A 23,914-nucleotide genomic window follows, 5' to 3' on the forward strand; every position below is an offset into this window, starting at 1 on the left:
GATGAAAAAGTTTTTCAGAAAAGTCGGCGCGTTCGTGCGCAAGACCTGGGTCTGGACCCTGCTGCTGGTGCTGTTCGTCGCGCTGCTGGTGTGGTTCGTCGGACCACTGCTGGCCGTCAATGATTACAAATTCTGGGAAGGCTCGACTTCGCGCCTGCTGACCATCAGCGTGCTGTTCCTGATCTGGGGCCTGACCATGGTGTTCGTCAGCTGGCGCGCCGGTGTGCGCAAAAAAGCCGTCGAAGAAACCGAAGACGGCCAGGAGCGTATTCGCCGCGAAGAGCTGATCGACGAGGAGCAACAGGAGCTGCGGTCGCGTTTCAAAGACGCGCTGCGCACCTTGAAAACCTCCAGCCTGTATCGCGGTCGTAGTGAACGCTGGCGCAACGATCTGCCGTGGTACCTGCTGATCGGTCCGCAGGGCAGCGGCAAAACCAGCCTGCTGGACTTCTCGGGCCTTGAGTTTCCGATCAACAAGATCGACCGCAAACTCACCCGCGACACCCTCGGCACCCGCCATTGCGACTGGTACTTCGCCGACCACGGCGTGCTGATCGATACCGCCGGGCGTTACCTGACCCAGCCGGAGGTGAATGTCGACGGCAGCGCCTGGACCACCTTGCTCGACCTGCTGCGCAAGCGTCGTCGCAACCGTCCGTTGAACGGCGTGCTGGTGACCATTCCAGTGGAGCTGCTGCTCAGTGGCACCGAGCAAGACCTCGACACCCTGGCGCGTCAGGTGCGTGCGCGCCTGCAAGACGTGCATCAAAAACTGCACGTCGACCTGCCGATCTATCTGGTGCTGAGCAAGGCCGACCAGTTGCTGGGCTTCGACGAGTTCTTCGATCAGCTGACCCGCGAAGAAAGCGATCAGGTACTCGGCACCAGCTTCCGCAAAGAGCAAAGCGGCACCGATGTGACCGTGCTGCGCGCAGAGTTCGAAGAGCTGCTGCGTCGCCTCAACAGCCAGGTGATCATGCACATGCACCAGGAGCGCGACACCCAGCGCCGTGGTCGCATTCTCGACTTTCCGCATCAACTGGGGCAGATCGGCGAGCGGCTGTGCCTGTTCGTCGACATGGCCTTCACCGGCAACCGCTACCAGCGCGTCAGCCAGTTGCGCGGTTTCTACCTGACCAGCGCGCCGCACTTGAAGCAACAGATGGACCAGAGCACCGCCGGCATTGGCGCCAGCCTGGGCATCGACAGCGGTGTGCTGCCGACCTTGCGCAGCGGTCGCTCGCGGTTCATCCACCACTTGCTCAGCCGGGTGATTTTTCCCGAGGCCGATCTGGCCGGTCTGGACAAGCACGAGCGCAGCCGCATCCATTGGGGCCAGCGTGCGTTGTACATCGGCGCACTGGCGGCGCTGGGGCTGTTCGGTCTGCTCTGGGCCACGGGTTTCTCGGCCAACTACGAGCGCCTGGAAAACCTCCGTTCGCTGGCGCAAACCTGGACCCAGCAGCGCTCGGCGCTGACGGCTCGCGATGACGCGATGGGCGCGCTTAAAACCCTCGATACCATCTACGAGGCGACCAAGGTCTTCCCGCCGAAAGGCGATGTGTCGATGTTCGAGCGTGGTGGTCTGTATCAGGGACAAGAGAGCAACCCGGTGGTCAAGGACGCGTATCAGCGTGAACTTGAAACCCAGTTGCTGCCACGCGTTGCGCAACTGCTTGAAGGGCAGATCCGCAACAACATGAAGGACCGCGATCGGCTGCTCAACAGCCTGCGCGCCTACCTGATGTTGAACATGAAGGACCGTCGCGATCCGGCGTGGCTGCAAGACTGGCTGGCGCAGGACTGGTCGGTCCGTTACACCGGCAACACCGCGGTGCAGAACGGTCTGAACGGGCACTTCGAGCGTCTGCTCAAGCAGCCGTTTATCTACCCGCTTAACGATGCATTGGTCGCCCAGGCGCGTCAGGTTCTGCGCAGCGAATCGCTGGCCACCGTGGTCTACCGGATGCTCCGCGAGCAGGCCCGCAACCTGCCGGATTACCGCTTCAGCCAACACCTCGGTCCGCAGGGCGTACTGTTCGTCGGCACCGACTACGTGATCCCGGGGTTCTACACCCAACAGGGTTATCAGCAGTACTTCTCGGTCCAGGGCTCGGCACTGGTCACCGACATTCTGCGTGACAACTGGGTGCTGGGCGAAGGCTCGGGCATGAGCGGCATGGACTTGCGCCGCCTGATGGTCGAACTGGAGCAGCTGTACTTCCGCGACTACGCCAACTTCTGGAGCGAAGCGGTCGGCCAGGTGGCGTTGCGGCCAATCAACGACGCCGGTGAAGGCGCTGAGCAACTGGCCGGGCTGACGTCCGCCAACTCGCCGATCCTGCAGATGCTGGTGGAAGTGCGCGAGAACACCCGTTTCCCGGCCGCCGCCGACAATACTGAAGATGCGACGGATGCGGCTGAAAAACTGCTCGCCAAGAAGGGCGGCGCGTTGGGTAAGGTTGCCGCAGCCGGGGCTGGCAAGGCGGGCGATGCATTGAACGCCAAAAACCTGCCAGACACCGCGAAGAAATCCCTGCAGCGGCGCTTCGAACCGCTGCACCGTTTGCTGGATGACAACAACGGCCCGGCCGCTGACCTGACCCCGGCGCTGCAAACGCTGAACGACCTGCAACTGCAACTGTCCAGCCTGGCGCGTGCCAGTGCCCCGGATCAGGCCGCGTTCGAAATGGCCAAGACCCGCATGAGCGGCCAGCGCGATGCGCTGAGCAACTTGCGCAACGCCTCGGGTCGCCTGCCGCGCCCGATCAGCGTGTGGTTCAACGTACTGGCCGAAGACACCTGGCGTCTGGTGCTCAACGATTCCTACCAGTACCTCAACCAGCGCTACCAGAGCGAGCTGTACAGCTTCTATGGCAAGGCGATCAACAAGCGTTACCCGTTCAACGCCCACAGCACCAGCGACGTTGCGATCAGCGATTTCCGCGAGTTCTTCAAGGCGCAGGGTATTGCCGATCGCTTCTTCGACACCTACATGCGGCCTTTCGTCAGCGGCGATCCGGGTAACTACCGCCTGCGCAGCATCGACGGTCACAGCCTGCCGATGTCCAAGGTCTACCTCGACCAGATGGCTGCGGCACAAGTGATCCGCCAAAGCTTCTTTGCCGAAAACCCGGCCGAGCCGCAGGTGCAGTTCAAACTGGAGCCGTACACTCTCGACCCGTCCGTCAGCCGTTCCGAGTTCCGCTTTGGCGACAAGACGATGGAATACCGTCATGGCCCGATCGTGCCGGTGGCCCTCAAATGGCCAACCGACGCGCAAGACGGTCGCACCAGCCTGGTTCTCGAAAAAATGGCCGGCCGCCCGATCGGCATCGAGAAAAACACCGGCCCATGGTCGCTGTTCCGTCTATTCGACTTGATGCAGACCGAATACCTGACCGGTCGCGACGTGCTGGTGCTCAAGGCTGATGTGGGTGGCCTGCGTGCCAACTACCTGCTGATGAGCCAGCGCACGCCGAACCCATTCGACATGGGCGTGTTGCGCACCTTCCGTATGCCGGTGCAGCTCTGATGCTGGTTGCCAGCCCTTGGCGCAGCGCGGCGCGTACCGATCCGGGCAAGGTTCGGGCGCGCAACGAAGATGCTTTCCTCGACAGCCCACAGCACGGTTTGTGGGTGGTCGCGGACGGCATGGGCGGTCATCAGGGTGGCGACATCGCCAGCCAGTTGATCGTCGCCAGCCTGGCGGAATTGCCCATCGAAGACAGCTTCGACGAGCGGCTTAAAGGCGTGCGCCAGTGCCTGCACTGGCTCAACCGCCGCTTGGGCCAGGAATTGACCGTCACTGCCGGGCGCCATGACAGCATCATGGGCAGCACCGTGGTGGCGTTGTTGGTGGACGGTAATCGCGCGGTCTGCATCTGGGCCGGCGACAGCCGTTGTTACCTGTGGCGTGGGCAGCGCTTGTATCAGCTGTCCAAAGACCATTCGCTGATGCAACAACTGATCGACGAACAACAGATGAGCGTCGAGCAAGCCCGGGCTCATCCGACCGCCAGTGCCTTGACCCGTGCGGTCGGGGCCAGCGAGCAATTGACCCTGGACGTGCTCGAACTCGAGGTTTATCCCGGTGACGCGTTTCTGCTGTGCAGCGACGGTTTGTACCAAGGCTTGAGCAGCGACGCGCTGGGCAACGCCTTGAGCCTGACCGCACCGCATGTGGCGCTGGAGCGTTTGTTTGACGGCGCGTTGCGCGGTTCGGCGCGGGATAACCTGACTGCTGTGGTGATCCGCCAATGAGTGAGCTCAAACCTGTGCTCGACGAGCTGCTGGTTGGCGACATCGATGTCGCCAACCTGACCTACTTTGCCTTCGCCAAATCCCATGCAGCGCCGCGTGCCGTGGCGCCGACCCGGGCCAGCGTTGGTGCGTTGCCGGACGTGTTGGCGGGGCGTTACCGCATCGAGCGTTTGCTCGGTGCCGGTGGCATGGGCGCGGTGTATCGCGCACGGGACCTGCTGCACGAACAGTTCGGTGACCCCAACCCGTATATAGCGCTGAAAATCCTCAGCGAAGAATTTGCCGAATCGCCGGACGCCAGCGCCTTGCTCTACAGCGAGTTCGCCCTGACCCGACGCCTGCGCCACTCGAACGTGGTGCGTTTGCACAGCTTTGAAGTGGACATCGAGTGCCAGCGCGCCTTCATCACCATGGAACTGGTGCGCGGGCTGACCCTGGACAAACTGCTCTGCGAACGGCCCCTGGGCCTGCCGTGGCGAGAATTGCGTGACATCGCGCTGCCGCTGCTCGACGCGTTGGCGCATGCCCACGGTCGCGGCGTGCTGCACGGTGATTTGAAGCCGAGCAACGTGATGCTCAGCGAGGAGGGCGTGCGCCTGTTCGACTTCGGCCTCGGCCAGGCCGAGGAGGGCGTATTGCCCGGCCTGCCGCACTTGAGCCGCAGCCGTTTCAACGCTTGGACCCCGGGCTACGCCGCGCCGGAACTGCTGGAAGGCGCGCCGCTGACCGCCAGCGCCGACCTCTTCGCGGTGGCCTGCGTGATCTATGAATTGGCGGGCGGTAAGCCCCCGTTCCGCCGCTTGCCGTCGACCCAGGCTCGTGACGAACGCCTGGACCGTGAACTGCAAGCGCCCAAACACCTTCCGAAACACTGCTGGCCGGCGCTGCGCACGGCGCTGGCTTTCGATGCGGCGCAACGCACCATCACCGCCGTACAACTGCGTGACGCCCTAGGCGCCACTTCCTCCTGGCTGCAACGCCGGCTGCATCGGCGCAACGGATGACTACCGAGCAGGGAGCAAGCAATGTTCAACCCTTCCAACGAAACCCATTTCAGCCTGACCGTGGAGGACTTCCGGGGTGACCTGCAAGTGCTGTCGTTCACCGGCACCGAAGGCATCAGCCAGACCTTTCGTTTCGACCTGGAACTGGTCAGCGAAAACCCGGATCCTGACCTTGAGACGCTGCTGCACAAGCAGGCATTTCTCGCGTTCGATGCGGCTTCTTCCAAAGGCGGAGGCAGTGGCATTCACGGGCAGATCTACCGCGTTGCCCAAGGCGATGCCGACAAGCGCTTGACCCGCTAAAGTGTCGTTGGTGCCGCAACTCGAATACCTGCGCATCCGCACCAACGAACACCACGACACCGTCGAAAAGAACACCTACACCGAACTCAAAGCCGAAGAACACCGCACCACCATTATTGCCGACCGAAAAGTCGAAACCCGCATGGACGATCACTTGACCAACGGCCAGAACCAACACATCAACCTCGGCACCGCACAGCTGACCAGTGCCGGAAAAGAAATCCACCTCAAGGCCGACGACAAAATGGTCATCGAGGCTGGATCGGAACTAACGATCAAGGGCGGTGGGAGCTTTATCAAGCTGGATGCGGGTAGTGTGACGGTGGTTGGGCCGGTGGTGAAGATTAATGCTGGAGGCTCGGCGGGGAGCGGGACGGGGATCGGGATTAAACCGCCGGTGCTGCCGGGGGCGGCGGATAAGGATAAGGCGGGGAGCTTGATGGATCAGGCGTTGCGGGATGCATCGCCTGATAAGGTCAAATCCAAGTTGTCTTAGGAACCAACATGTCTCTCGGTTTTGGTCTTTGTAACTCAGCAATAGTTCGAGTGTTATTTCTGGCGCTGGTTGTAAACGGGGCTGCGCTGAAACTGATGAAGGTGGTTGAAAAATAATCTCGGTCGAACGGTAAGGCTAATGATCGTTGGCGACTTAGGGTCTCAAGGTGTTCAAGCGTTGAACAAGGATGATGTGGATGGACCGTTTAGTAAGGCTTTTCATGACAACGGTAGCAACGATGGCAGGGGTTCTGTTGTTTGTGCCAGTAGCGTCTGCGGCGGGCGGCAGTTGTTATGGCTATCTCACCGAGATGGTTCGCAGCAGTGATTTCCCATTTCGCTACGTCACCAAGGACAAGGTCAATCTGCTGATCGATGAGGATGACGGTGAAAAGGTCCGGGCTCAGCTTTTCTATGAGACGGATGGCTCGGGAATCATTGGTTGGGTCGAGTACGACGTCTCAAAGCACGTACTGCGCAATACCTCGGCGGAGCTTGAGGAACCGGTGGCGTTGACCTTTGATACTGGATTCGCGAAGGGGTATGCACAGTGCCTGGCCAAGGCTGGTGATGCAGATGAGCAATGATTCCTATGGGCGCGTGGATTCCAAGAGGCGGCGTTTGATGGTTAAGCGCTTTCTCGTGGGCGGTGCGTTGGCAATGGTCTCGCTCTGGGCTTTGGCTGCCAGTGATGCCTATACCCAGCATGATGTTCTGCAGTGTGGTGGCGTCGATGTGGAGTTGGTGTCTTCTTGTCGATCTGTTGCGGTTGAAGAGGGCGAATCTCAACCTCTGCCGGTCTGTTCCGACCAGACGATCAACATCAACGGCAAGGTGCTGCGACGTGATGTGGGCAAGGTGTCACAGTTGACCAGTGACGGGAAAAGCACGCGGATGTTGGCAAACGTCGTGGTGGCCATGGCCTGTATGAAAGGGACAAAGGGCAGCCTGGTGTTCATCGGTGGGTACGGCGGGTGCGGTGCTTGTCCTGAATGGTTTGGTTATTACTCGACGGCGGGAAAGTTGGTCAGTTACTCCTACAGCAATAACGTTCGCTCGTTTGGCTCGAAGGGCTCTCGCCGCGAACTGATCGAGGCTTACGGCGTTACTGCGAAGGCGTTGCAAGAGCAGAATGCTGATGCGAAAAGGATCACCTATGGGCAGCCGTAATCTCGCGATGCTGTTGGCGGGTTTGCTGTGTGGTCTATTCGTTCGGACTGCGACGGCGGAGGTTGCTTGCCCTTCTACGGATTTCAATGCGTTCCTCACTTCTTTTTCGGAGAGCCCAGCTGTTCAGAAAGCCTTTACTCAGCGACCTCTGCAATTTGTGGCCACGGTAGATGCTGAGCCGGAGCCGCGACAGGAAAAGCGCGCATTGGGAGGAGAGCAGATTAAATTTCCGCTCTTGCCTGATCGCGCCTACCGAGAGGCTGAGGGTTTGGCGTTAAGCGTGAAAGAACTGAGTGGGGATCACGCTACGGCCATATTGAATAAGCCTGATACCGACTACTTGGTTGAGTATCGATTCGTGCGTGGTCAATGCTGGATGCTCAGTGAGGTTTCGGATTTCGCGATTTAGCGAGGCACCGAGGGGCGCGCCAGTGTTGTCGTGCCCCTCGGCAGGCTTACACCTTAACTCGATACTCCACCGGATTCGGTGAATCGAGGTTGTCCATGGCGCGGTCGATCAGCAGTTGTGCGCCTTCGGCCATGCGGTAGATGGCGAGGGCGACGTTGCGGCGGGAGCCTTCGATTTCGAAGGCGAGGTCGCCGGCGATGGCTTTGATGGAGGCGATGTCTTCGGAGGCGTTGGCCAGTAGGCTGTCGGTGTCGACGTCGGGGGCAACGATGAAGAGTTGGCCTTTGCGAGCGTCGGCCAGGTGGATTTTGGGTGGGGGCGTGCCCAGGTGGTGGTCGAGGGCGCGTTCGGCGGCTTCGTGGAGCTTTTTCGAATCGAGGGATTCGTAGGGGGAGGTGGTTGGGTCTTCTGGTGGATTTGGTGTTGGCTTGATCATTGGTGTATCTCCCTGGAACTAAGGAGCTGACACCGTTTCGCTTGCGCTTCGAAAGAGGTGGCAGCTGTGCGTTGGTGTGCAAGACCGGTCCAGGAACCCGGCAGACCCGAAGGTCTCCGACGCACAGCCGCCATAACGATTCGCGAGCATAAAAAAACGCTCGATGAATAGCCATCTACGATTGTGCACCTGGACCGGACTTGCACGTCCGTATCACCGTTTTTTGGTGACAGGGTGAGACTAGCCCTGACTCGCAGGTCCGGATAGTTACCGAACACCGCTAGAACTTGAAGGAAATGTCCGAGGAAATAGGGTCGTGATGATCGTTCCCACGCTCCGGCGTGGGAATGCATCCTGTGACGCTCTGCGTCACTTCACGAAGCGGACGCGGAGCGTCCATGGCGGCATTCCTTTGCTGCGCGTGGGAACGATCGGCGAGGGGATGTGGTGGGCTTTGAGAGGTATGACTTGGTGGTCATCGTGCTTAAAAAGCGCTTCATCTTCTGCTAACGCTGCGCAACGGTGGCGTTCTGGTGTTAAGCCGCTACACTGCGCCAGCGTTCATTTTTCTTTTGGGGCTTGAGCATGAAATTTCGTTTTCTTCTGTGGATGATGGGCTTGCTGATGCGCAAGGCCAGTCGGACCAATCCGGCGTTTCAGCAGCAGTTGGGTGATAAAGAATTGGTGTTCCAGTTGCAGACGCTGGACGGCAAGGTGGCGCGGCACTTCGTGGTGAAGGATCAGCGCATTAGCAGTAAGTCTGGCGTGTATGCAGAGCCGGCGTTTGCGATTGCCTTTAAGGATGCGGCTTACGGCTTTGCCACGATGCAGGCGAAGAATAAGCAGTTGGCGTTCATGACCGGGATTCAGGACAAGTCGATTCAGATCAAGGGCAACCCGGCGCTGGTGATGTGGTTCCAGGGGTTGACCAAGTATTTGAGGCCTAGGAAGGCCAAGCCCAAGGCGTGAGGTCTTTCAGGTAGGCGGAGATTCTCCGCGAGCAAGTTCGCCTCTTCAGTCATCCGATTCAGGAGGTTTCTGGGTGTCGAGTGGCTGTGCCCTGTATGTCTTGTAGATCTGCTGGACTTCTGGGTTGTCCAGGCTCGCGTAGGTGATGCCTTCCTTGTCCAGGCCATCGAGGCCCCTGATGCCACTGATGGTCGCTGGCCACTCGTCGCGACTGGATATGTCGACTATGAACGGTTTCAGGTAGTTATCGAGATGCCTCTCACGAGGCTCTCGGATCTCGTCGCTGAGTGCCCGCAGGTAGTCGTCCTTGCTTGTCCTTGACCAGTCGATGGCGAACTTGGTCCGATAGGAGAGCTCCATGAAGACTAATAAAATCGTGCGCCCGTTGCCGTCCAGGAAGGGGTGTGCGAAAGCCAGCTGGCCCATGACCCCGCCTGGGTGGTTTCTGAAATGCTTTTTGTCTGCTGCCAGCTCAAGCGCATAGTCGACAGACATCTTGATGGAGTTCGGATGCTCGAAGACGGTGCTTCTGGGGTCGTCGTGTGAGCCTTTGAAGACTGCCAGGTGAGGTACGAGCTCATTCCGGTCTTTCCCTGCCCAAGGATAGAAGCCGGAGAACAGGATTTCGTGAACTCTGAGTACTGTCTTGTAATCGATGGGCTTCTTCTTGGCCAAATAGGCAAGAGCCTCTTCGATACTCAATTCGAACGAAAAATGCTCTGACTCTTTTACTTCAGTGGGATCTTTCAGCTGTAGCGAATTTTGAAGGTATCCAGCCGTTTCGAAATCGCCGAACGGATCAAAAGTCATGCGCTACGTTTCTGGGAACGCCTCTCCTGAAGGTAGCGTCCCTGGAGCGTCAGGGTCTCGGATTTGCTCAGAACGCCTTTTTTCTTGAGATTGACGAGCAACTGTTCGACGCCATCCAGCTCGACGACGTCGCCAGCCAAACGGGTAATGGTCACGGCCATACGACTCATGCCGTCACGTTCAGCAGTGACCTTGTGATCTTTTGCAAGCTCGCGGACTTGACTTGCAACACTGACAGCGGCTGTTTGGGTCATCGGAAAGCCCTCTATTTGCCGTCAAATCATAGCAGGGCGCTTGTTTTTTGTCTTCGTGGGCGCATAGGCCGAGATCGCTGGAAAGAGCCCTTCAAGTACCCGATTCAGATCAAGGGCAACCCGGCGCTGGTGATGTGGTTCCAGGGGTTGACCAAGTATTTGAAGCCGAGGAAGGCTAAGCCTAAGGCGTGAGGTTGGCGGTGTTGGGGCGGGTGCTGTGACGCGGAGCGTCACGGGATGCATTCCCACGCAGAGCGTGGGAACGATCAGGTGTCGGTCAGGGCTGGGTGAATTGCGAAGCCAGTTCGCGCAGCAGGACTTCGGCTTCGAGGACTTTGCTGACGACGTCGTCGGCTTTGTCGCGCGTCAGGCCGAGGCGGTCGAGCAGGGCGTCGGGGATTTCTTCGTCGGGGCCGGAGCCGATGCCACGGCTGCGCAGTAGGCGCACGGCCAGGCAGACGAGGTTCGGGTATTCGGCGTAGTCGCCGTCGTAGCTCGGGTCGTGCTGGAAGCGCAGCGCGGTGGACAGTTCATCCGGCATGTCCCAGTAGCGCATCAGCCACGCGCCGATCTGTTCGCGGCTGATGCCCAGCAGGTGTTGCTCGACAAAGCTGTGGCACAGGTGCGGGTTGACCTCCAGGTGGCGGCAGATCAGCGAGAAGTGTGGCGGGAAGACGTGGGCCAGCAGCAGGTAGCCAAAGTTGTGCAGCAGGCCGGCGAGGTAGGTCAGGCCGGCTTCCGGGCGCTGGGCGCGCGGCATGGCGCGGGTCAGGCCTTCGATGACGGCGGCGGTGTAGATCGATTGGTGCCAGTACGGCGTGGTGTGTTGCGGGTGGTCCTTGGGCAGGCTCAGGGTTTTGCCCAGGGCCAGGCCCAGCGCCAGGTTGATCACCAGATCGAAGCCCAGCACGCGGACGATCGCGTCTTCCACTGAACGAATCTTGCCCGGTGAGGCGTAGTACGGCGACGCCGCCCAGCTCACCACTTGCGCGGCCAGCGCCGGGTCGGTTTCGACGACGCCGGTGATGTCGTCGATGGTGGCGTTGGGGTCGACCCGCAGCTTGATGATTTTTTGTGCCGTTTCAGCCAGCGGCGGAATTTCGATGGTCGCTTCCAGGCGTTGCTGGATGCGTCGCGCCGTGAAGGCCTGCACCGCTTGGGTGATTTCCTCGCGGTCATCGTCGGGGCGGTCGAGGTTCGGGCGAATGCTGCTCAGGGCTTCGCCGAAGTTCGCGGCGCTGGCCTTGGTCAGCATGCTCTTGAAGTCTTCGCTGGTGATTTCCAGCAGCACGCCTGTCTCACCCGAGTTGATCAGCAACTGCGGTTCGCGCAGCAGGCTTTCTTCATACAGGCACGGCGAGCTGGTGAGCGCCGGCAGGCCGGGCAAAAAACTCAGGGTGTGTTTGCCGAGCATGCGCTCCAGGCGTTCGGTTGGCACGGCGGTGAGCCGGCGACCAGTGAGTTCGGCGAGGCGATTGAGGTCCAGCAACTGGCTCTGCGGAAACAGCACCATGAGCGCGCCGACAGCGTCGTCGACCAACACCGCTTGCACCTTGCGGGCGGGGTTGAGGCCCGGGCGATCGAGCACTTCGGCGTAGCGGATGCCCAGCTTGCCAAGCAGCAGCCGGATAACAGACGGAGCGTGCGGGGCTTCGGGTACGAAGGCAACTTCGGTCATGGTGTGTGTCCGTTTTCAAACAATTGCAGGAGTATAACCAGCTTGTTTAAAACCATCGCCCAGAAACTGAGACACTGCTCACACTTGGCCGTATTGCTGCCCATGGCGTAGCCAGCGGTCGAGCAACGGGCTGACGTGATGCGGCCAACGCTCGAGCAATGCCTGGGCCGCGTCGCGCACGGCCGGCAGCAGGTCGGCGTCGCGCATCAGGTCGGCGACCTTGAATTGCAGCAGACCTGTTTGCCGGGTGCCGAGCATCTCGCCGGGGCCGCGCAGTTCGAGGTCTTTCTCGGCGATCACGAAGCCGTCGTTGGTTTCACGCATGATACCGAGACGTTGCCGACCGATCTGCGACAGCGGCGGATGGTAGAGCAGCACGCAGTGACTGGCGGCGCTGCCCCGGCCCACGCGACCACGTAACTGGTGCAGTTGCGCCAGGCCGAGACGCTCCGGGTTTTCGATGATCATCAGGCTGGCGTTGGGCACGTCGACGCCGACTTCGATCACTGTGGTCGCCACCAGCAACTGCAACGCGCCGGCCTTGAACCGGGCCATGACCTCGGCTTTCTCGGCGGGTTTCATGCGCCCGTGAATCAGGCCGACCTTCAGCTCGCCGAGGGCGGCGGTGAGGTCTTCGTAAGTGGTTTCGGCGGCCTGGCAGGTGAGCTCCTCCGACTCTTCGATCAGCGTGCACACCCAATACGCCTGCCGCCCTTCGGCGCACGCGGCGCGCACTCGCTCGATGACTTCAACCCGGCGCGTGTCGGTGACCAGCACGGTGTTGACCGGGGTTCGACCGGGCGGCAGTTCGTCGAGAATCGAGGTGTCGAGGTCGGCGTAGGCGCTCATCGCCAAGGTTCGCGGAATCGGCGTGGCGGTCATGATCAACTGGTGCGGGCACATCCGCCCGCCCACGCCTTTTTGCCGCAGCGCCAAGCGTTGCTGGACGCCGAAGCGGTGTTGTTCGTCGATGATCACTAGCGCAAGGTTCTTGAACTGCACTTCGTCCTGGAACAAGGCGTGAGTACCGACCACCATCGGCGTGCCGCTGGCGATTTGTTCCAGTGCGGCGACGCGGTTCTTGCCCTTGAGCTTGCCGGCCAGCCAGGCGACTTCCAGGCCCAGCGGCTCGAGCCAGCGCTTGAAGGTGATGAAGTGCTGTTCGGCGAGGATCTCGGTGGGCGCCATCAGCGCCACTTGATAACCGGCCTCCAGCGCTTGCAAGGCGGCGAGGGCGGCGACCACGGTTTTACCGGCGCCGACGTCGCCCTGAATCAGCCGCAGCATCGGCTCGTGCTGGCTCATGTCGTAGGCTATTTCATTGCCCACCCGTTGCTGCGCGCCGGTCGGCGGGAAGCCGAGGTTGGCCAGATACTGAGCCGGCAGCCGGGTGGCTTTGGGCATGGCCGGCGCCCGCAGCGCGCGCATGCTTTCACGCAGGCGTTGCTGCGACAGCTGGTGGGTCAGCAGTTCTTCGAAGGCCAGACGGTGTTGCGCCCAGTGATGACCGAGGGCGAGTTCGTCGACATCGGCATCGGCGGGCGGGTGATGCAGGTAGCGGATCGCGTCGGCCAGTGGCGCCAGTTGGTAGTCCCGCGCCAGTTCTTGCGGCAGCCAGTCGGGCAGGCTGCTCGGGCCGAGCAAGGTCAGGGTTTGCATGCACAGTTGGCGCAGCCGCTGTTGGGTCAGGCCTTCGGTGAGCGGGTAGACCGGCGTCAGGGTTTCATCCACCGGCGGCGGTTCGTCGCCGTTGATGGCGCGGTATTCCGGGTGGTAGATTTCCAGCCCCGAAGCGCCGGGCCGGGCCTCGCCGTAACAACGCACGCGGGTGCCGCGTTTCAGGCCTTCCTTTTGCGCGTTGCTGAAATGGTAGAAGCGCAGGCTGAGCCCGCCGGTGCCGTCCTGCAGGCGCACGACCAGGCTGCGGCGCCGGCCCATGACCACGTCGGCGCCGCTGACGGTGCCTTCGATCACCGCGTCCTGGCCTGGCCGCAAGTGGCCGATCGGTACTACGCGGGTGCGATCCTGGTAACGCAGCGGCAGGTGGAACAGTACGTCTTGAAGGTTTTCCAGGCCGACCTTGGCGAGTTTTTCGGCCATGGCTTCGCCGACACCCTTGAGTGCCGTGACCGACACTTGTGACAGCTCAGCCATTGCTACTGCTTACCCCGCAACCGCTGGCGGCTTGGCCACCGAGCACAGGCGGATCGAGTCCGCGAGGATCTCAATCGCTTTCGGCCGCGGGAAGCTGGCGCGCCAGGCGATGGCGACGGTGCGGAACGGCACTGGCGGCGACAGTGGGCGCACTTCGAGCACGCCGGGCGAGTAGTGGTGACTGTCGACGGCCGAGAGCGGCAGGATCGAGATGCCCAGGCCGGAGGCGACCATGTGCCGAATGGTTTCCAGCGAGCTGGATTCGACCGTGGTGTGCTTGGCGCCGTCGTTGCCTTTGGCCAGGGTCGGGCAGGCTTCCAGCACTTGGTCGCGGAAGCAATGACCTTCGCCGAGCAGCAGCAGGCTCTTGTCGTTGAGCAGGCTGGCGTCGATGGATTCTTTTTCGGTCCACGGGTGCTGGGCCGGCATCAGGACGTAGAACGGTTCGTCGTAGAGTTGCAGGGTCAGCACGTCGGCTTCGTTGAACGGCAGGGCGATGATGATCGCGTCCAGCTCGCCGTTGCGCAGTTTGTCGCGCAGCACGTGGGTGAAGTTTTCTTCGATGTACAACGGCATCTGCGGGGCGACCCGGTGCAGTTGTGGAATCAGGTGCGGGAACAGGTACGGGCCGACGGTGTAGATCGCGCCGACTTTCAGCGGCGCGGTCAGCTGGTTTTTGCCGGCCTGGGCCAGTTCGCGAATGCCTTGGGCCTGTTCGAGGACTTTCTGGGCCTGGGCGACGATGCCTTCGCCAACCGGGGTCAGGCGCACCGCGCTTTTGCTGCGCTCGAAAATCAGCACACCGAGTTCGTCTTCAAGTTTTTTCACGCCCACCGACAGGGTCGGCTGGCTGACGTGGCAACGCTCGGCCGCGTGGCCGAAATGCTGCTCTTGGGCGAGGGTAACGATGTAGCGTAATTCTGTGAGGGTCATAGCGGGCGTCCATGAAGATGCGGTCAAGCATACCGGCTGCAATCGATAGACGCACGTTATCAGACAGAGGGCGCAGAGCGACACTGGGCAATGCCTGTTTGGCGCTGGCGGATATGCAAAAGGCACCTTTCGGTGCCTTTCATTAACAATCGAAGATCGCTCCCGCTTCCGTAGCAGCTGGCGAAGCCTGCGGCTACGGATTGCTTCGTGACCCAGCTCCCTGGCCACGGGTTTTGTGTCCAGCCTTTAGTGTCGGCGTTTTTCCAGGGAGTACACAAACGGTGCGACGATTTCGATCGAGCCGTTCTTCAGCATGTCGGCTGGTGGCTTGGGTAGTGGCTGGGCGCGGCGGATCATTTCCAGGGTGGCCCGGTCCAGATCGGCGTTGCCGGAGCGACCGACCAGCTCGTAAGACAGCACGTTGCCTTCAGCGTCGACCACGAAGCGCAGACGGTTCAGACCTTCCTTGCCGCGCGACTGGGCGGCCGGCGGGTACTTCTTGTACTTGGCCAGGTGCGCCAGCAGTGTGCCTTGCCAACTTTCCTTGGCCGCAGACTGCGCCGACGTTGGGCCTGGGGCAGGTTGCGCGGATTTCTCCGTCGGAGCGTTGGTCGGCGGTGTGTCGCCGGGTTTTTCCTCGGCCGGTTTTTCCTTCGGCGGCTCGGGCTTTTTCTCCACCGGCTTGGGCGGTTGAGGTTTGGGCTTGGGTTTGACCGGCTTGGGTACCGAGATCGTCGGTTTTGGCGCTTCCGCCAGTTTCGGCAACGGCAGTTCTTCGACCGGGGTCGGTGGCTGCGGCGGCGTTACGATCTTGGGCGGTGCGGGCGGCGGTGGTGCTGGAAGCGGCGCCAACTCGACCATCATCGCCATCGGTGGCAGTTCGACTGGTGGTGAGGACTTCCAATTGAGCGCGAGCAGAATCGCGACCGCATGGACGCCCAGCACCAGAACCAGGCTACCGCCGTAACGCGTCAGCTTTTGGCGCGTCGTGATCATTTCTTGGCTGCCGTCTCAAGTCCGACCAGGCCGACTTTCAGGTAGCCGGCGGCCCGCAGGGTATCCATCACGTGCATCAGGTCGCCGTAGTCCACGCCTTTGTCGGCCTGGAAGAAGATGGTCGTGTCCTTCTTGCCGTGGGTTCGCGCATCGAGGGTCGCGCCGAGGGTTTTGGCGTTGACTTCGTCTTCGCCCAGGTACAGGCGCTGGTCGGCCTTGACGCTGAGGAACACCGGTTTCTCTGGCCGCGGCGCCGGTTTGGCGGTCGAGGCGGGGAGGTCAACCTTGATGTCCACGGTGGCCAGCGGGGCGGCGACCATGAAGATGATCAGCAGCACCAGCATCACGTCGATGAACGGCGTGACGTTGATTTCGTGGTTCTCGGCGAGATCGTCGTCTGCGCCTTCCTTTAAATGCAAGCCCATGGCGGATTACCCTACTTTGACCATGTGCGGTTGCGAGGAGATGCGCTCGGGCGGCAGGTGGTCGAGGTCGCGGCTGACCAGCAGCAGGACTTGCGCCGAAGCATCGGACACCTGGGCCTTGTAACCGGCGATGGAACGGGCGAAGACGTTGTAGATGACCACCGCTGGAATCGCCGCCACCAGACCCAACGCAGTGGCCAGCAGGGCTTCGGCGATACCGGGGGCGACGACGGCGAGGTTGGTGGTCTGGGTTTTGGCGATGCCGATGAAGCTGTTCATGATGCCCCACACGGTGCCGAACAGGCCAACGAACGGCGCGGTGGAGCCAATGGTGGCCAGCACGCCGGTGCCGCTGCTCATGTTGCGGCCGCAGGCGGCCACCAGACGCTCGAGGCGGAAGCTCACGCGTTCCTTGATGCCTTCTTTTTCGCGGCTGTTGGCCGACAGGCGCATTTCTTCCAGTGCGTCGTGGACCAGCAGGTTGGCGAGGGTGCCTTCCTTGGCCGCGCTGGCGCTGGCTTCTTTAAGGGTGGTGGCTTTTTTCAGGCTGGCGATTTCACCGCGCAGACGACGCTTGGCGCCCAGCAACTCAAGGCCCTTGGCGATCCAGATAGTCCAGGTGATGATCGAGGCGATGGCCAGGCCGATCATCACGATTTTCACGATGATGTCGGCGTTCTGGTACATGCCCCACGGCGACAGGTCATGGGCCATGCCCAGGGAATTGTCGGCTTCGAGGACTTCGGGTGCGTCAGCGGCGGCAGCGTCTTCGGTGGCCAGTACCGGGTTGGTGGCGACGGGTGTCACGACCGGGGCGGCGTGATCAGCGTGATCAGCAGCGGCGGGCGCGGATGCTGTTGCCGCCGGTGCGGTGGCGGTGGGCTCGACGGCGAAGGTAGCGGTCGGGGCCAGCAGCAGGCTGAACAGTAGCGCGGCGACCGCGCTCAGGGCGCGAGTGGGACGAGCAAGCGTGGTTGGCGAAGCGGAGAGTGAATTACGTGTCATGCTGGCCGGACCTAAGATAAGAAGAGGGTTTAATGTCCTTCCAGGCCTCGTGGGCCGAGAACAAAAGTGGCGGGCATTATTGCAAGTAATTATCGTTAACAAAAGTAATAGAGTCTCTTTTTTTCTTTGATTGCTAGCCGCGTGTCCAATACCAAGGCTAGCCTGTACCTTTCTGATGGGAGATTTTTGATGTCCGCGCCTTCTGTTTTGATCGCCGGTTGTGGCGATGTCGGCGGCCGCCTGGCCACTCAACTGTTGGCTTCGGGGTGGGAGGTTCATGGCTTGCGGCGTGATATCTCGCGCTTGCCCGAGGGCGTTATTGGCGTTGCCGGTGACTTGTTCGATGAAGACTGCCCGGCGACCTGGCCTGTCGGTGCGGTGGATTACCTGGTGTATTGCGCAGCCGCCACCGATCACGATGAAGCCGGTTACCGCGCCGCTTATGTCCAGGGCTTGCAACATGTGCTGGAATGGCTGAACGACTACGGTCAGGCACCGAAGCGCTTGCTGTTTGTCTCCAGCAGCAGCGTGTACGGGCAGCAGAACGGTGAATGGATCGATGAAACGTCGCCGACTCAGGCGGCCGGCTATTCCGGGCGAGTGATGCTGGAAGCCGAGCAGATCGCGTTAAACAGCGGCATTCCTGCGAGTCTGGTGCGCTTGACCGGGATTTACGGCCCGGGTCGTGAGTGGCTGTTGAGCCAGGTGCGGCAGGGTTATCGTGTTGCGATTGATCCGCCGCTGTACGCCAACCGGATTCATGTGGATGACGCGGCCGGGTTGTTGGCGTTCCTGTTGTTGCGTGCCGAACGCGACGAGGCGCTGGATGACTGCTATATCGGCGTCGACGACGCGCCCGCGCCGTTGGCCGAAGTGGTGGGCTGGTTGCGCGAATACCTTGGGGTGACCGAATGGTCGGAGGATGCCAGCGTGCGCCGTACGGGCAGCAAGCGTTGCAGCAACGCCCGGGCTAAAGCGCTGGGCTGGACACCGCGTTATCCGAGCTTTCGCGAAGGGTATGCAGCGATTCTTGAAGGTCGCAGCTGACCTTCAAGCACCCCAAAACAACTGTGGGAGCAAGCCCGCTCCCACATTGGATCTTCGTTGCAGTTAAAGCAGGATCACTGTTTTTCCAGTGTCCATTGGCGATTGCCGGGCGAGAACGAAGGCACTTCGTCTGCCTGGGATCCGTTGACCGCCTGGAAGATCTCCATCTGTTTGCCATTGCGGGTGAAGATCCACGGGTTGCCCTGGCCGCTCAGTTGCAGCCAGACGGTGTCGTGGCCGCCGCTCATGGAGGCGCAGTCGCCCGCCAGGCACAGCGCGTAACGGTCAGCACCGGGCAGGCCTTGAACGGCGCCATCGGCCTGGAACTGCACGGTGCTGCCTTCGCCAGGACCGTTGACGATCTTCCAGCTGCCGCCCAGGTAGGCTGAATACAGCGCGCGCTCGAAGCTGGCGCCAATCGGCGCGCCTTCGGGGGCGATGTCTTTGGCGCGGTCAAACAGTTGCTCGGGCTCGTTGTCGTTGGCCACTTGGTGCAACTGTTTGCCGTCACGCTTCAATTCGGTGGCAGCGCTGCCATAAAACTCGACTTTCCAGGCATCGGATTTCTCGCCGAGCATTTTGCCTTCGACGTTCTCGAAGCCGTTTGTGTATCGCGCCTGGCCGGCCTTGGTGTTGACGTCCCACTCCAGGTTCGGGCCATAGGCTTGCAGTGCTTCGCGCAGCGGGCCGCCCTTGGCCGCCGCATTGATTGCCGACTGGTTGATCCAGGTGCCACTGATGTCGCGGTCGGCAGGGTTGCTGGCACAGCCACCGAGAAACACCGCGAGCAACGAGAGAGCTAGCGCTTTGCGCATGAGGAGATCCTTACAGAACGAAGTCGGCGCAGCCTGGGAGGCTGCGCCGTGCGTATTACTCGATGACCAGGATGGCATCCATTTCAACCTGCGAACCCTTTGGCAGGGCGGCCACGCCGATGGCGGCACGCGCCGGGTAAGGCTGGTCGAAGTATTTGCCCATGATCTCGTTGACCTTGGCGAAGTGGCTCAGGTCGGTGAGGAAGATGTTCAGTTTGACGATGTCCTTGAACGAACCGCCAGCGGCTTCAGCCACGGCTTTGAGGTTCTCGAACACCTGGACGGTCTGGGCTTCGAAGCCTTCGACCAGTTCCATGGTTTTTGGATCGAGCGGGATCTGGCCGGACATGTAGACGGTGTTGCCAGCCTTGATCGCCTGGGAGTAAGTGCCGATGGCGGCCGGGGCCTTGTCGCTGGTGATAACAGTCTTGGTCATGTATGACTCCTTGTAATGGGGTGCTTGGACGAGCTAGGCACGCATGCGGGTGATGCGAATCACCCCGGTCAGGGCGCGCAGTTTCTTGATCACGCGGGCCAGGTGTACACGGTCGTGCACGCTGACCACCAGTTGGACCACGCTGATACGACCGTCGCGTTCGTCCATGCTGATTTTTTCGATGTTGCCGTCCGCAGCGTTGACGCTGCTGGCCAGCAAGGCAATCAGGCCGCGCTGGTGTTCCAGCTCGACGCGCAGTTCGACATTGAATTCGCCGGTGACATCCTTGGCCCACGAGAGCTGGATGCACTTTTCCGGGTTGTGGCGGATTTCGCTGATGTTGCGGCAGTTGTCCAGGTGCACGACCATGCCTTTGCCGGCAGACAGGTGGCCGACAATCGGGTCGCCCGGGATCGGCGTGCAGCACTTGGCGTAACTGAGCACCAGGCCTTCGGTGCCGCGAATCGCCAGCGGACCTTCCGGGCTTGGCAACTGTTCGCCTTCGCCAAGCAGGCGGCGGGCGACGACGTAGGCCATGCGATTGCCCAGGCCGATGTCTTCAAGCAGGTCTTCGATCAGTTCGAGGCGGTATTCGTTGAGCATCGTCTTGATGCGCTCGGCCGGGACTTTTTCCAGTGAGCTGTCGAAGCCGTTGAGCACCTTGTTCAGCAGGCGTTCGCCGAGGCTGATGGACTCGGAGCGGCGCTGCAGTTTCAGTGCGTGACGAATGTGCGTGCGGGCCTTGCCGGTGACCACGAAGTTGAGCCAGGCCGGGTTCGGCCGTGCGCCCGGAGCGCTAACGATTTCGACCGTCGAGCCGCTTTGCAGCGGTTCGGACAGCGGCGCCAGGCGACGGTTGATCCGGCAGGCGATGCAGCTGTTGCCGACGTCGGTGTGCACCGCATAAGCGAAGTCGACCGCCGTGGAGCCTTTTGGCAGCTCCATGATCCGGCCTTTTGGCGTGAACACGTAGACCTCGTCCGGGAACAGGTCGATCTTCACGCTTTCAATGAATTCCAGCGAGTTGCCGGCGCGTTGCTGCATTTCCAGCACGCCCTTGACCCACTGGCGGGCGCGGGCGTGAGTACCTTTTGGCTGCTCGTCGCCGGTGGATTTGTACAGCCAATGGGCGGCGATGCCGTTGTTGGCCATCTCTTCCATTTCACGGGTGCGGATCTGGATTTCGATCGGTACGCCGTGCATGCCGAAGAGCGTGGTGTGCAGCGACTGATAGCCGTTGGCCTTGGGAATCGCAATGTAATCCTTGAAGCGCCCCGGCAACGGTTTGTACAAATTATGCACAGCACCGAGCACGCGGTAGCAGGTATCGACCTTGTCGACGATGATCCGGAACGCATAGACGTCCATGATCTCGTTGAAGGCCCGACGCTTGCCGCGCATTTTCGTGTAGATACCGTAGAGGTGTTTCTGGCGCCCGCTGACCTCGCCCTGAATGCCGTCGATGGCCAGGCAGTGGCTGAGGGATTCTTCGATCTTGTTGACGATTTCCTTGCGGTTGCCCCGGGCGCGTTTGACCGCCTGGTAGATCCGTGCGGAACGCATCGGGTGCATGGCCTTGAAGCCCAGGTCTTCAAACTCTACGCGGATCGCGTGCATGCCCAGCCGGTTGGCGATGGGCGCGTAGATTTCCAGGGTTTCCTTGGCGATCCGCCGGCGTTTTTCGCCGGACAGGACTTCCAGCGTGCGCATGTTGTGCAGGCGGTCGGCCAGTTTGACCAGGATCACGCGAATATCGCGCGCCATGGCCATGGCCATTTTCTGGAAGTTTTCGGCTTGGGCTTCGGCTTTGGTCTCGAAGTTCATCTGGGTCAGTTTGCTGACCCCGTCGACCAGTTCGGCCACGGTTTCGCCAAACTGCGCAGAGAGCGCTTCCTTGGCAATACCGGTGTCTTCGATCACGTCATGCAGCATCGCGGCCATCAAACTCTGATGGTCCATGTGCATGTCGGCAAGAATGTTCGCGACCGCTAACGGGTGCGTGACGTACGCCTCGCCGCTGCGGCGGCGCTGGCCGTCGTGGGCTTGTTCGGCGTAGAAGTACGCTCGGCGGACCAGGTTGACCTGGTCGGTGCCGAGGTAGGTCGATAAGCGTTCGGCGAGGGCGTCTATGCTCGGCATGATGACTCCTGCCGTTCGCTGTGACCCCGCGCCGTACTACGTCGACCAGGCATGGGCTTAGACGGCCTCGTTGGACTCGTCCTCGAACGCTGCGAACAGCGGTTCGTCTTCGACGATTTCAGCATTGGCGATGAACTCGTAGCTCATCAGGCCTTCAGCGATTTCACGCAGGGCCACAACGGTAGGTTTGTCGTTTTCCCACTGGACCAGAGGCTCTTTGCCGCCGGTGGCCAGTTGACGGGCACGCTTGGTAGAGAGCATGACCAGCTCAAAGCGGTTTTCCACGTGTTCTAGGCAGTCTTCAACGGTTACGCGGGCCATGGTATTCCTCGGAGCGAATGCAATATGCGCGCTGCCCGGTTGGGCGAGCGGACTCAACAGTTTAAAAAATCACCAGCGATTAGGGAAGCGCTGATTTTTTAACCAAGCCCTTCAGCGCGCTGCAAGTGCCAATGTAAAGCCCTTGCAGCGGTTTTGGGAAGAGCTGATTCAGCCCAGCAATTCGGCAAGCAATTTACCGAAACGCTGCTGCTGACGTTTCTGATGCAGCTGATTGGCGCGGAAAATCGCTTTCAGGTCTTCCAGCGCCTGGTTGAAATCATCGTTGATGATCAGGTAGTCGTAGTCGACGTAGTGACTCATCTCGCTGACCGCTTCACGCATCCGGCCCTCAATGATCTCGTGGCTGTCCTGGCCACGGCCGTGCAGGCGTTGGCGCAAGGCCTCCTGGGAGGGCGGCAGAATGAAGATCGAACGCGCATGCGGCATCAACTTGCGCACCTGTTCAGCACCTTGCCAGTCGATTTCCAGGATCAGGTCGTGGCCTTCATCCAGGGTCTGCTGCAGGTGGCTTTGCGAAGTGCCATAGAGGTTGCCGAACACTTCGGCGCGCTCCAGGAAGTCGCCGTGCTCGATCATCTTCACGAACTGGGTGCGGTCGACAAAGTGGTAGTTCACTCCGTCCACTTCGCCCTGGCGCATGGCGCGGGTGGTGTGCGAGATCGAAAGACGGATCTGTGGAAGATCGTTGATCAGGTCCTTGACCAGGCTGGTTTTGCCAGCGCCGGACGGGGCGGAAATGATGTACAGGGTGCCAGTGCTGTGGGTCATGTCGGGGTAGCCTTACTCAATGTTCTGCACTTGTTCGCGCATCTGCTCGATCAACACTTTGAGGTTGACCGCCGCCTGGGTGCTGCGCGGGTCGAAGGCTTTGGAGCCCAGTGTATTGGCTTCGCGGTTGAGTTCCTGCATCAGGAAGTCGAGGCGCCGACCGGCAGCGCCGCCGGACTTGAGCACGCGGCGAACTTCAATGATGTGGGTGCTCAGGCGGTCCAGTTCTTCGGCGACGTCGCTTTTTTGCGCGAGCATGACCATTTCCTGTTCCAGGCGCTGCGGGTCGAGCTCGGCCTTCATGTCGGCAAAGCGGTCGAGCACCTTCTGACGCTGGGTGGCGAGCATCTGCGGAACCAGTTCGCGCAGGGTCACTACGTCTTCTTCAATCGACGTCAGGCGTTCGTTGATCAGTCGGGCCAGCTCCGCGCCTTCGCGCTCGCGGCCAGCCTTGAGTTCCTTGAGGCCTTCATTGAACAGGGCCAGCGCCTCGGCGTTGAGCGCTTGCGGATCGCTTGCGTCAGCGACCAGTACGCCAGGCCAGGCCAGCACTTCCAGCGGGTTGAGGGCTGAAGGGTTCTTGATCAGGCTGGCGACGGTCTCGGCGGCGGCAACCAGTTGCGCGGCGCGTTCGCGGTCGACTTGCAGCGGTTTGCCGGCGGTTTCTTCGGTGAAGCGCAGCGTGCATTCGAGCTTGCCGCGCGACAGGCCCTGACGCAGCGCTTCGCGCACGTTGCCTTCGAGGTCGCGAAAGGACTCAGGCAGGCGCAGGTGCGGTTCCAGGTAGCGGCTGTTGACCGAGCGCAGCTCCCAGCTCAGGGTGCCCTGGCTGCCGGCTTTTTCGACGCGGGCGAAGGCGGTCATGCTGTGCACCATGGAGGTACCTCGCAATTCAGGCCTGCGCCGAACCCTGCGGGCTCAACGGACCTGGTTAGATGAATTAAAGCCCACAGGCTGCAAAGGCGCAGGATTGTAGCGCAGTGCGGCGGATGCTCCCAAATGGCGCGTGTGACAAAGCGCAGCAGGTCGTCGCAAGGCGCGGTTCAGAGCCCTCGCTCGTCGC

24 protein-coding genes and 2 pseudogenes are annotated in these 23,914 nt (G+C 61.1%); 11 read left to right on the forward strand and 15 right to left on the reverse strand.

From position 1 onward, the window contains the following. Position 1 precedes the first annotated feature (1 nt). From tssM to FPT12_RS00245, 8 genes and pseudogenes are all read left to right on the forward strand, one after another. On the forward strand, positions 2-3,535 hold the full coding sequence (gene tssM / locus FPT12_RS00215) for a type VI secretion system membrane subunit TssM (RefSeq protein WP_145014127.1): 3,534 nt from the start codon (positions 2-4) through the stop codon (positions 3,533-3,535). After that, positions 3,535-4,263 (forward strand): PP2C family serine/threonine-protein phosphatase, encoded by a 729-nt coding sequence (locus FPT12_RS00220; protein WP_145014128.1) that lies wholly within the window; start codon positions 3,535-3,537, stop codon positions 4,261-4,263. Before tssM ends, FPT12_RS00220 begins: the two co-directional genes overlap by 1 nt. Then, a complete protein-coding gene (locus tag FPT12_RS00225; RefSeq protein WP_145014129.1) occupies positions 4,260-5,267 on the forward strand; it encodes a serine/threonine-protein kinase in 1,008 nt (335 codons plus the stop codon). The genes FPT12_RS00220 and FPT12_RS00225 overlap by 4 nt, the downstream gene beginning before the upstream one ends. 21 nt (positions 5,268-5,288) lie before the next feature. Further along, a complete protein-coding gene (locus FPT12_RS28240) occupies positions 5,289-5,570 on the forward strand; it encodes a hypothetical protein (protein WP_371922470.1) in 282 nt (93 codons plus the stop codon). Positions 5,571-5,613: 43 nt separating this feature from the next. Further along, positions 5,614-6,066, forward strand: a pseudogene (locus FPT12_RS28245) (type VI secretion system tip protein VgrG); the annotation flags it as partial. Positions 6,067-6,262: 196 nt separating this feature from the next. Beyond that, a complete protein-coding gene (locus tag FPT12_RS00235; protein ID WP_178098564.1) occupies positions 6,263-6,652 on the forward strand; it encodes a hypothetical protein in 390 nt (129 codons plus the stop codon). Further along, entirely contained in the window at positions 6,642-7,235 is a 594-nt protein-coding gene (locus tag FPT12_RS00240) for a hypothetical protein (RefSeq protein ID WP_256676545.1), read from the forward strand. Before FPT12_RS00235 ends, FPT12_RS00240 begins: the two co-directional genes overlap by 11 nt. Continuing rightward, a complete protein-coding gene (locus tag FPT12_RS00245) occupies positions 7,222-7,644 on the forward strand; it encodes a hypothetical protein (protein WP_145014130.1) in 423 nt (140 codons plus the stop codon). Before FPT12_RS00240 ends, FPT12_RS00245 begins: the two co-directional genes overlap by 14 nt. Before the next feature lie 46 nt (positions 7,645-7,690). Here the strand turns inward: FPT12_RS00245 and FPT12_RS00250 are convergent, their stop codons facing one another. After that, entirely contained in the window at positions 7,691-8,080 is a 390-nt protein-coding gene (locus tag FPT12_RS00250; protein ID WP_145014131.1) for a DUF6124 family protein, read from the reverse strand. A gap of 585 nt (positions 8,081-8,665) precedes the next feature. On the opposite strand from FPT12_RS00250, the gene FPT12_RS00255 reads away from it, so the two are divergent. Further along, positions 8,666-9,049, forward strand: a complete 384-nt coding sequence (locus tag FPT12_RS00255) for an SCP2 sterol-binding domain-containing protein (protein WP_145014132.1) — start codon at positions 8,666-8,668, stop codon at positions 9,047-9,049. Positions 9,050-9,094: 45 nt separating this feature from the next. Here the strand turns inward: FPT12_RS00255 and FPT12_RS00260 are convergent, their stop codons facing one another. Next, positions 9,095-9,859 carry a Fic family protein gene (locus FPT12_RS00260; protein WP_145014133.1) on the reverse strand — a complete coding sequence of 255 codons (765 nt, stop codon included), beginning with the start codon at positions 9,857-9,859 and terminating at the stop codon, positions 9,095-9,097. Further along, positions 9,856-10,113 carry a hypothetical protein gene (locus FPT12_RS00265; RefSeq protein ID WP_019694289.1) on the reverse strand — a complete coding sequence of 86 codons (258 nt, stop codon included), beginning with the start codon at positions 10,111-10,113 and terminating at the stop codon, positions 9,856-9,858. The genes FPT12_RS00260 and FPT12_RS00265 overlap by 4 nt, the downstream gene beginning before the upstream one ends. Positions 10,114-10,215: 102 nt before the next feature. Here FPT12_RS00265 and FPT12_RS00270 point away from each other — a divergent pair. After that, positions 10,216-10,305 (forward strand): annotated as a pseudogene (locus FPT12_RS00270) (helicase); the annotation flags it as partial. Positions 10,306-10,390: 85 nt separating this feature from the next. Here the strand turns inward: FPT12_RS00270 and FPT12_RS00275 are convergent. The 6 genes from FPT12_RS00275 to exbB all read right to left on the reverse strand — a co-directional run bounded on the left by FPT12_RS00275 (position 10,391) and on the right by exbB (position 17,304). Then, entirely contained in the window at positions 10,391-11,791 is a 1,401-nt protein-coding gene (locus FPT12_RS00275) for an aminoacyl-tRNA deacylase and HDOD domain-containing protein (RefSeq protein WP_145014134.1), read from the reverse strand. A 78-nt stretch (positions 11,792-11,869) separates the two neighbouring features. Then, the gene (recG, locus tag FPT12_RS00280; protein WP_145014135.1) at positions 11,870-13,945 is read right to left on the reverse strand and encodes an ATP-dependent DNA helicase RecG; all 2,076 of its coding nucleotides are present in this window, start codon (positions 13,943-13,945) and stop codon (positions 11,870-11,872) included. 9 nt (positions 13,946-13,954) lie between these two features. Continuing rightward, a complete protein-coding gene (locus FPT12_RS00285; protein ID WP_054594658.1) occupies positions 13,955-14,878 on the reverse strand; it encodes a hydrogen peroxide-inducible genes activator in 924 nt (307 codons plus the stop codon). A gap of 246 nt (positions 14,879-15,124) precedes the next feature. After that, a complete protein-coding gene (locus FPT12_RS00290) occupies positions 15,125-15,874 on the reverse strand; it encodes an energy transducer TonB (RefSeq protein WP_145014136.1) in 750 nt (249 codons plus the stop codon). Continuing rightward, positions 15,871-16,299, reverse strand: coding sequence for a TonB system transport protein ExbD (gene exbD / locus FPT12_RS00295; RefSeq protein ID WP_145014137.1), 429 nt, complete (start codon positions 16,297-16,299; stop codon positions 15,871-15,873). Before exbD ends, FPT12_RS00290 begins: the two co-directional genes overlap by 4 nt. 6 nt (positions 16,300-16,305) lie before the next feature. After that, complete coding sequence (gene exbB / locus FPT12_RS00300; RefSeq protein ID WP_145014138.1) at positions 16,306-17,304, reverse strand: tonB-system energizer ExbB; 999 nt, start codon at positions 17,302-17,304, stop codon at positions 16,306-16,308. A 189-nt stretch (positions 17,305-17,493) separates the two neighbouring features. Between exbB and FPT12_RS00305 the strand changes: the two genes are divergently transcribed. Continuing rightward, the gene (locus FPT12_RS00305) at positions 17,494-18,351 is read left to right on the forward strand and encodes an NAD-dependent epimerase/dehydratase family protein (RefSeq protein WP_145014139.1); all 858 of its coding nucleotides are present in this window, start codon (positions 17,494-17,496) and stop codon (positions 18,349-18,351) included. 74 nt (positions 18,352-18,425) lie between these two features. Here the strand turns inward: FPT12_RS00305 and FPT12_RS00310 are convergent, their stop codons facing one another. The 6 genes from FPT12_RS00310 to FPT12_RS00335 form a co-directional block, all read right to left on the reverse strand. After that, positions 18,426-19,166, reverse strand: a complete 741-nt coding sequence (locus FPT12_RS00310) for a hypothetical protein (RefSeq protein WP_145014140.1) — start codon at positions 19,164-19,166, stop codon at positions 18,426-18,428. 55 nt (positions 19,167-19,221) lie between these two features. Further along, positions 19,222-19,602, reverse strand: a complete 381-nt coding sequence (locus tag FPT12_RS00315; protein WP_003229509.1) for a RidA family protein — start codon at positions 19,600-19,602, stop codon at positions 19,222-19,224. A 33-nt stretch (positions 19,603-19,635) separates the two neighbouring features. Then, complete coding sequence (gene spoT, locus FPT12_RS00320; protein ID WP_145014141.1) at positions 19,636-21,741, reverse strand: bifunctional GTP diphosphokinase/guanosine-3',5'-bis pyrophosphate 3'-pyrophosphohydrolase; 2,106 nt, start codon at positions 21,739-21,741, stop codon at positions 19,636-19,638. A gap of 57 nt (positions 21,742-21,798) precedes the next feature. After that, positions 21,799-22,062 carry a DNA-directed RNA polymerase subunit omega gene (gene rpoZ, locus FPT12_RS00325; RefSeq protein ID WP_003177259.1) on the reverse strand — a complete coding sequence of 88 codons (264 nt, stop codon included), beginning with the start codon at positions 22,060-22,062 and terminating at the stop codon, positions 21,799-21,801. A 168-nt stretch (positions 22,063-22,230) separates the two neighbouring features. Then, on the reverse strand, positions 22,231-22,851 hold the full coding sequence (gmk, locus tag FPT12_RS00330; RefSeq protein ID WP_019694279.1) for a guanylate kinase: 621 nt from the start codon (positions 22,849-22,851) through the stop codon (positions 22,231-22,233). A 12-nt stretch (positions 22,852-22,863) separates the two neighbouring features. Beyond that, complete coding sequence (locus tag FPT12_RS00335; RefSeq protein WP_145014142.1) at positions 22,864-23,727, reverse strand: YicC/YloC family endoribonuclease; 864 nt, start codon at positions 23,725-23,727, stop codon at positions 22,864-22,866. Positions 23,728-23,914 lie beyond the last annotated feature (187 nt).

The organism is Pseudomonas sp. H3(2019) (assembly GCF_007713465.1).
In the GTDB taxonomy this organism is placed as follows: Bacteria; Pseudomonadota; Gammaproteobacteria; order Pseudomonadales; family Pseudomonadaceae; genus Aquipseudomonas.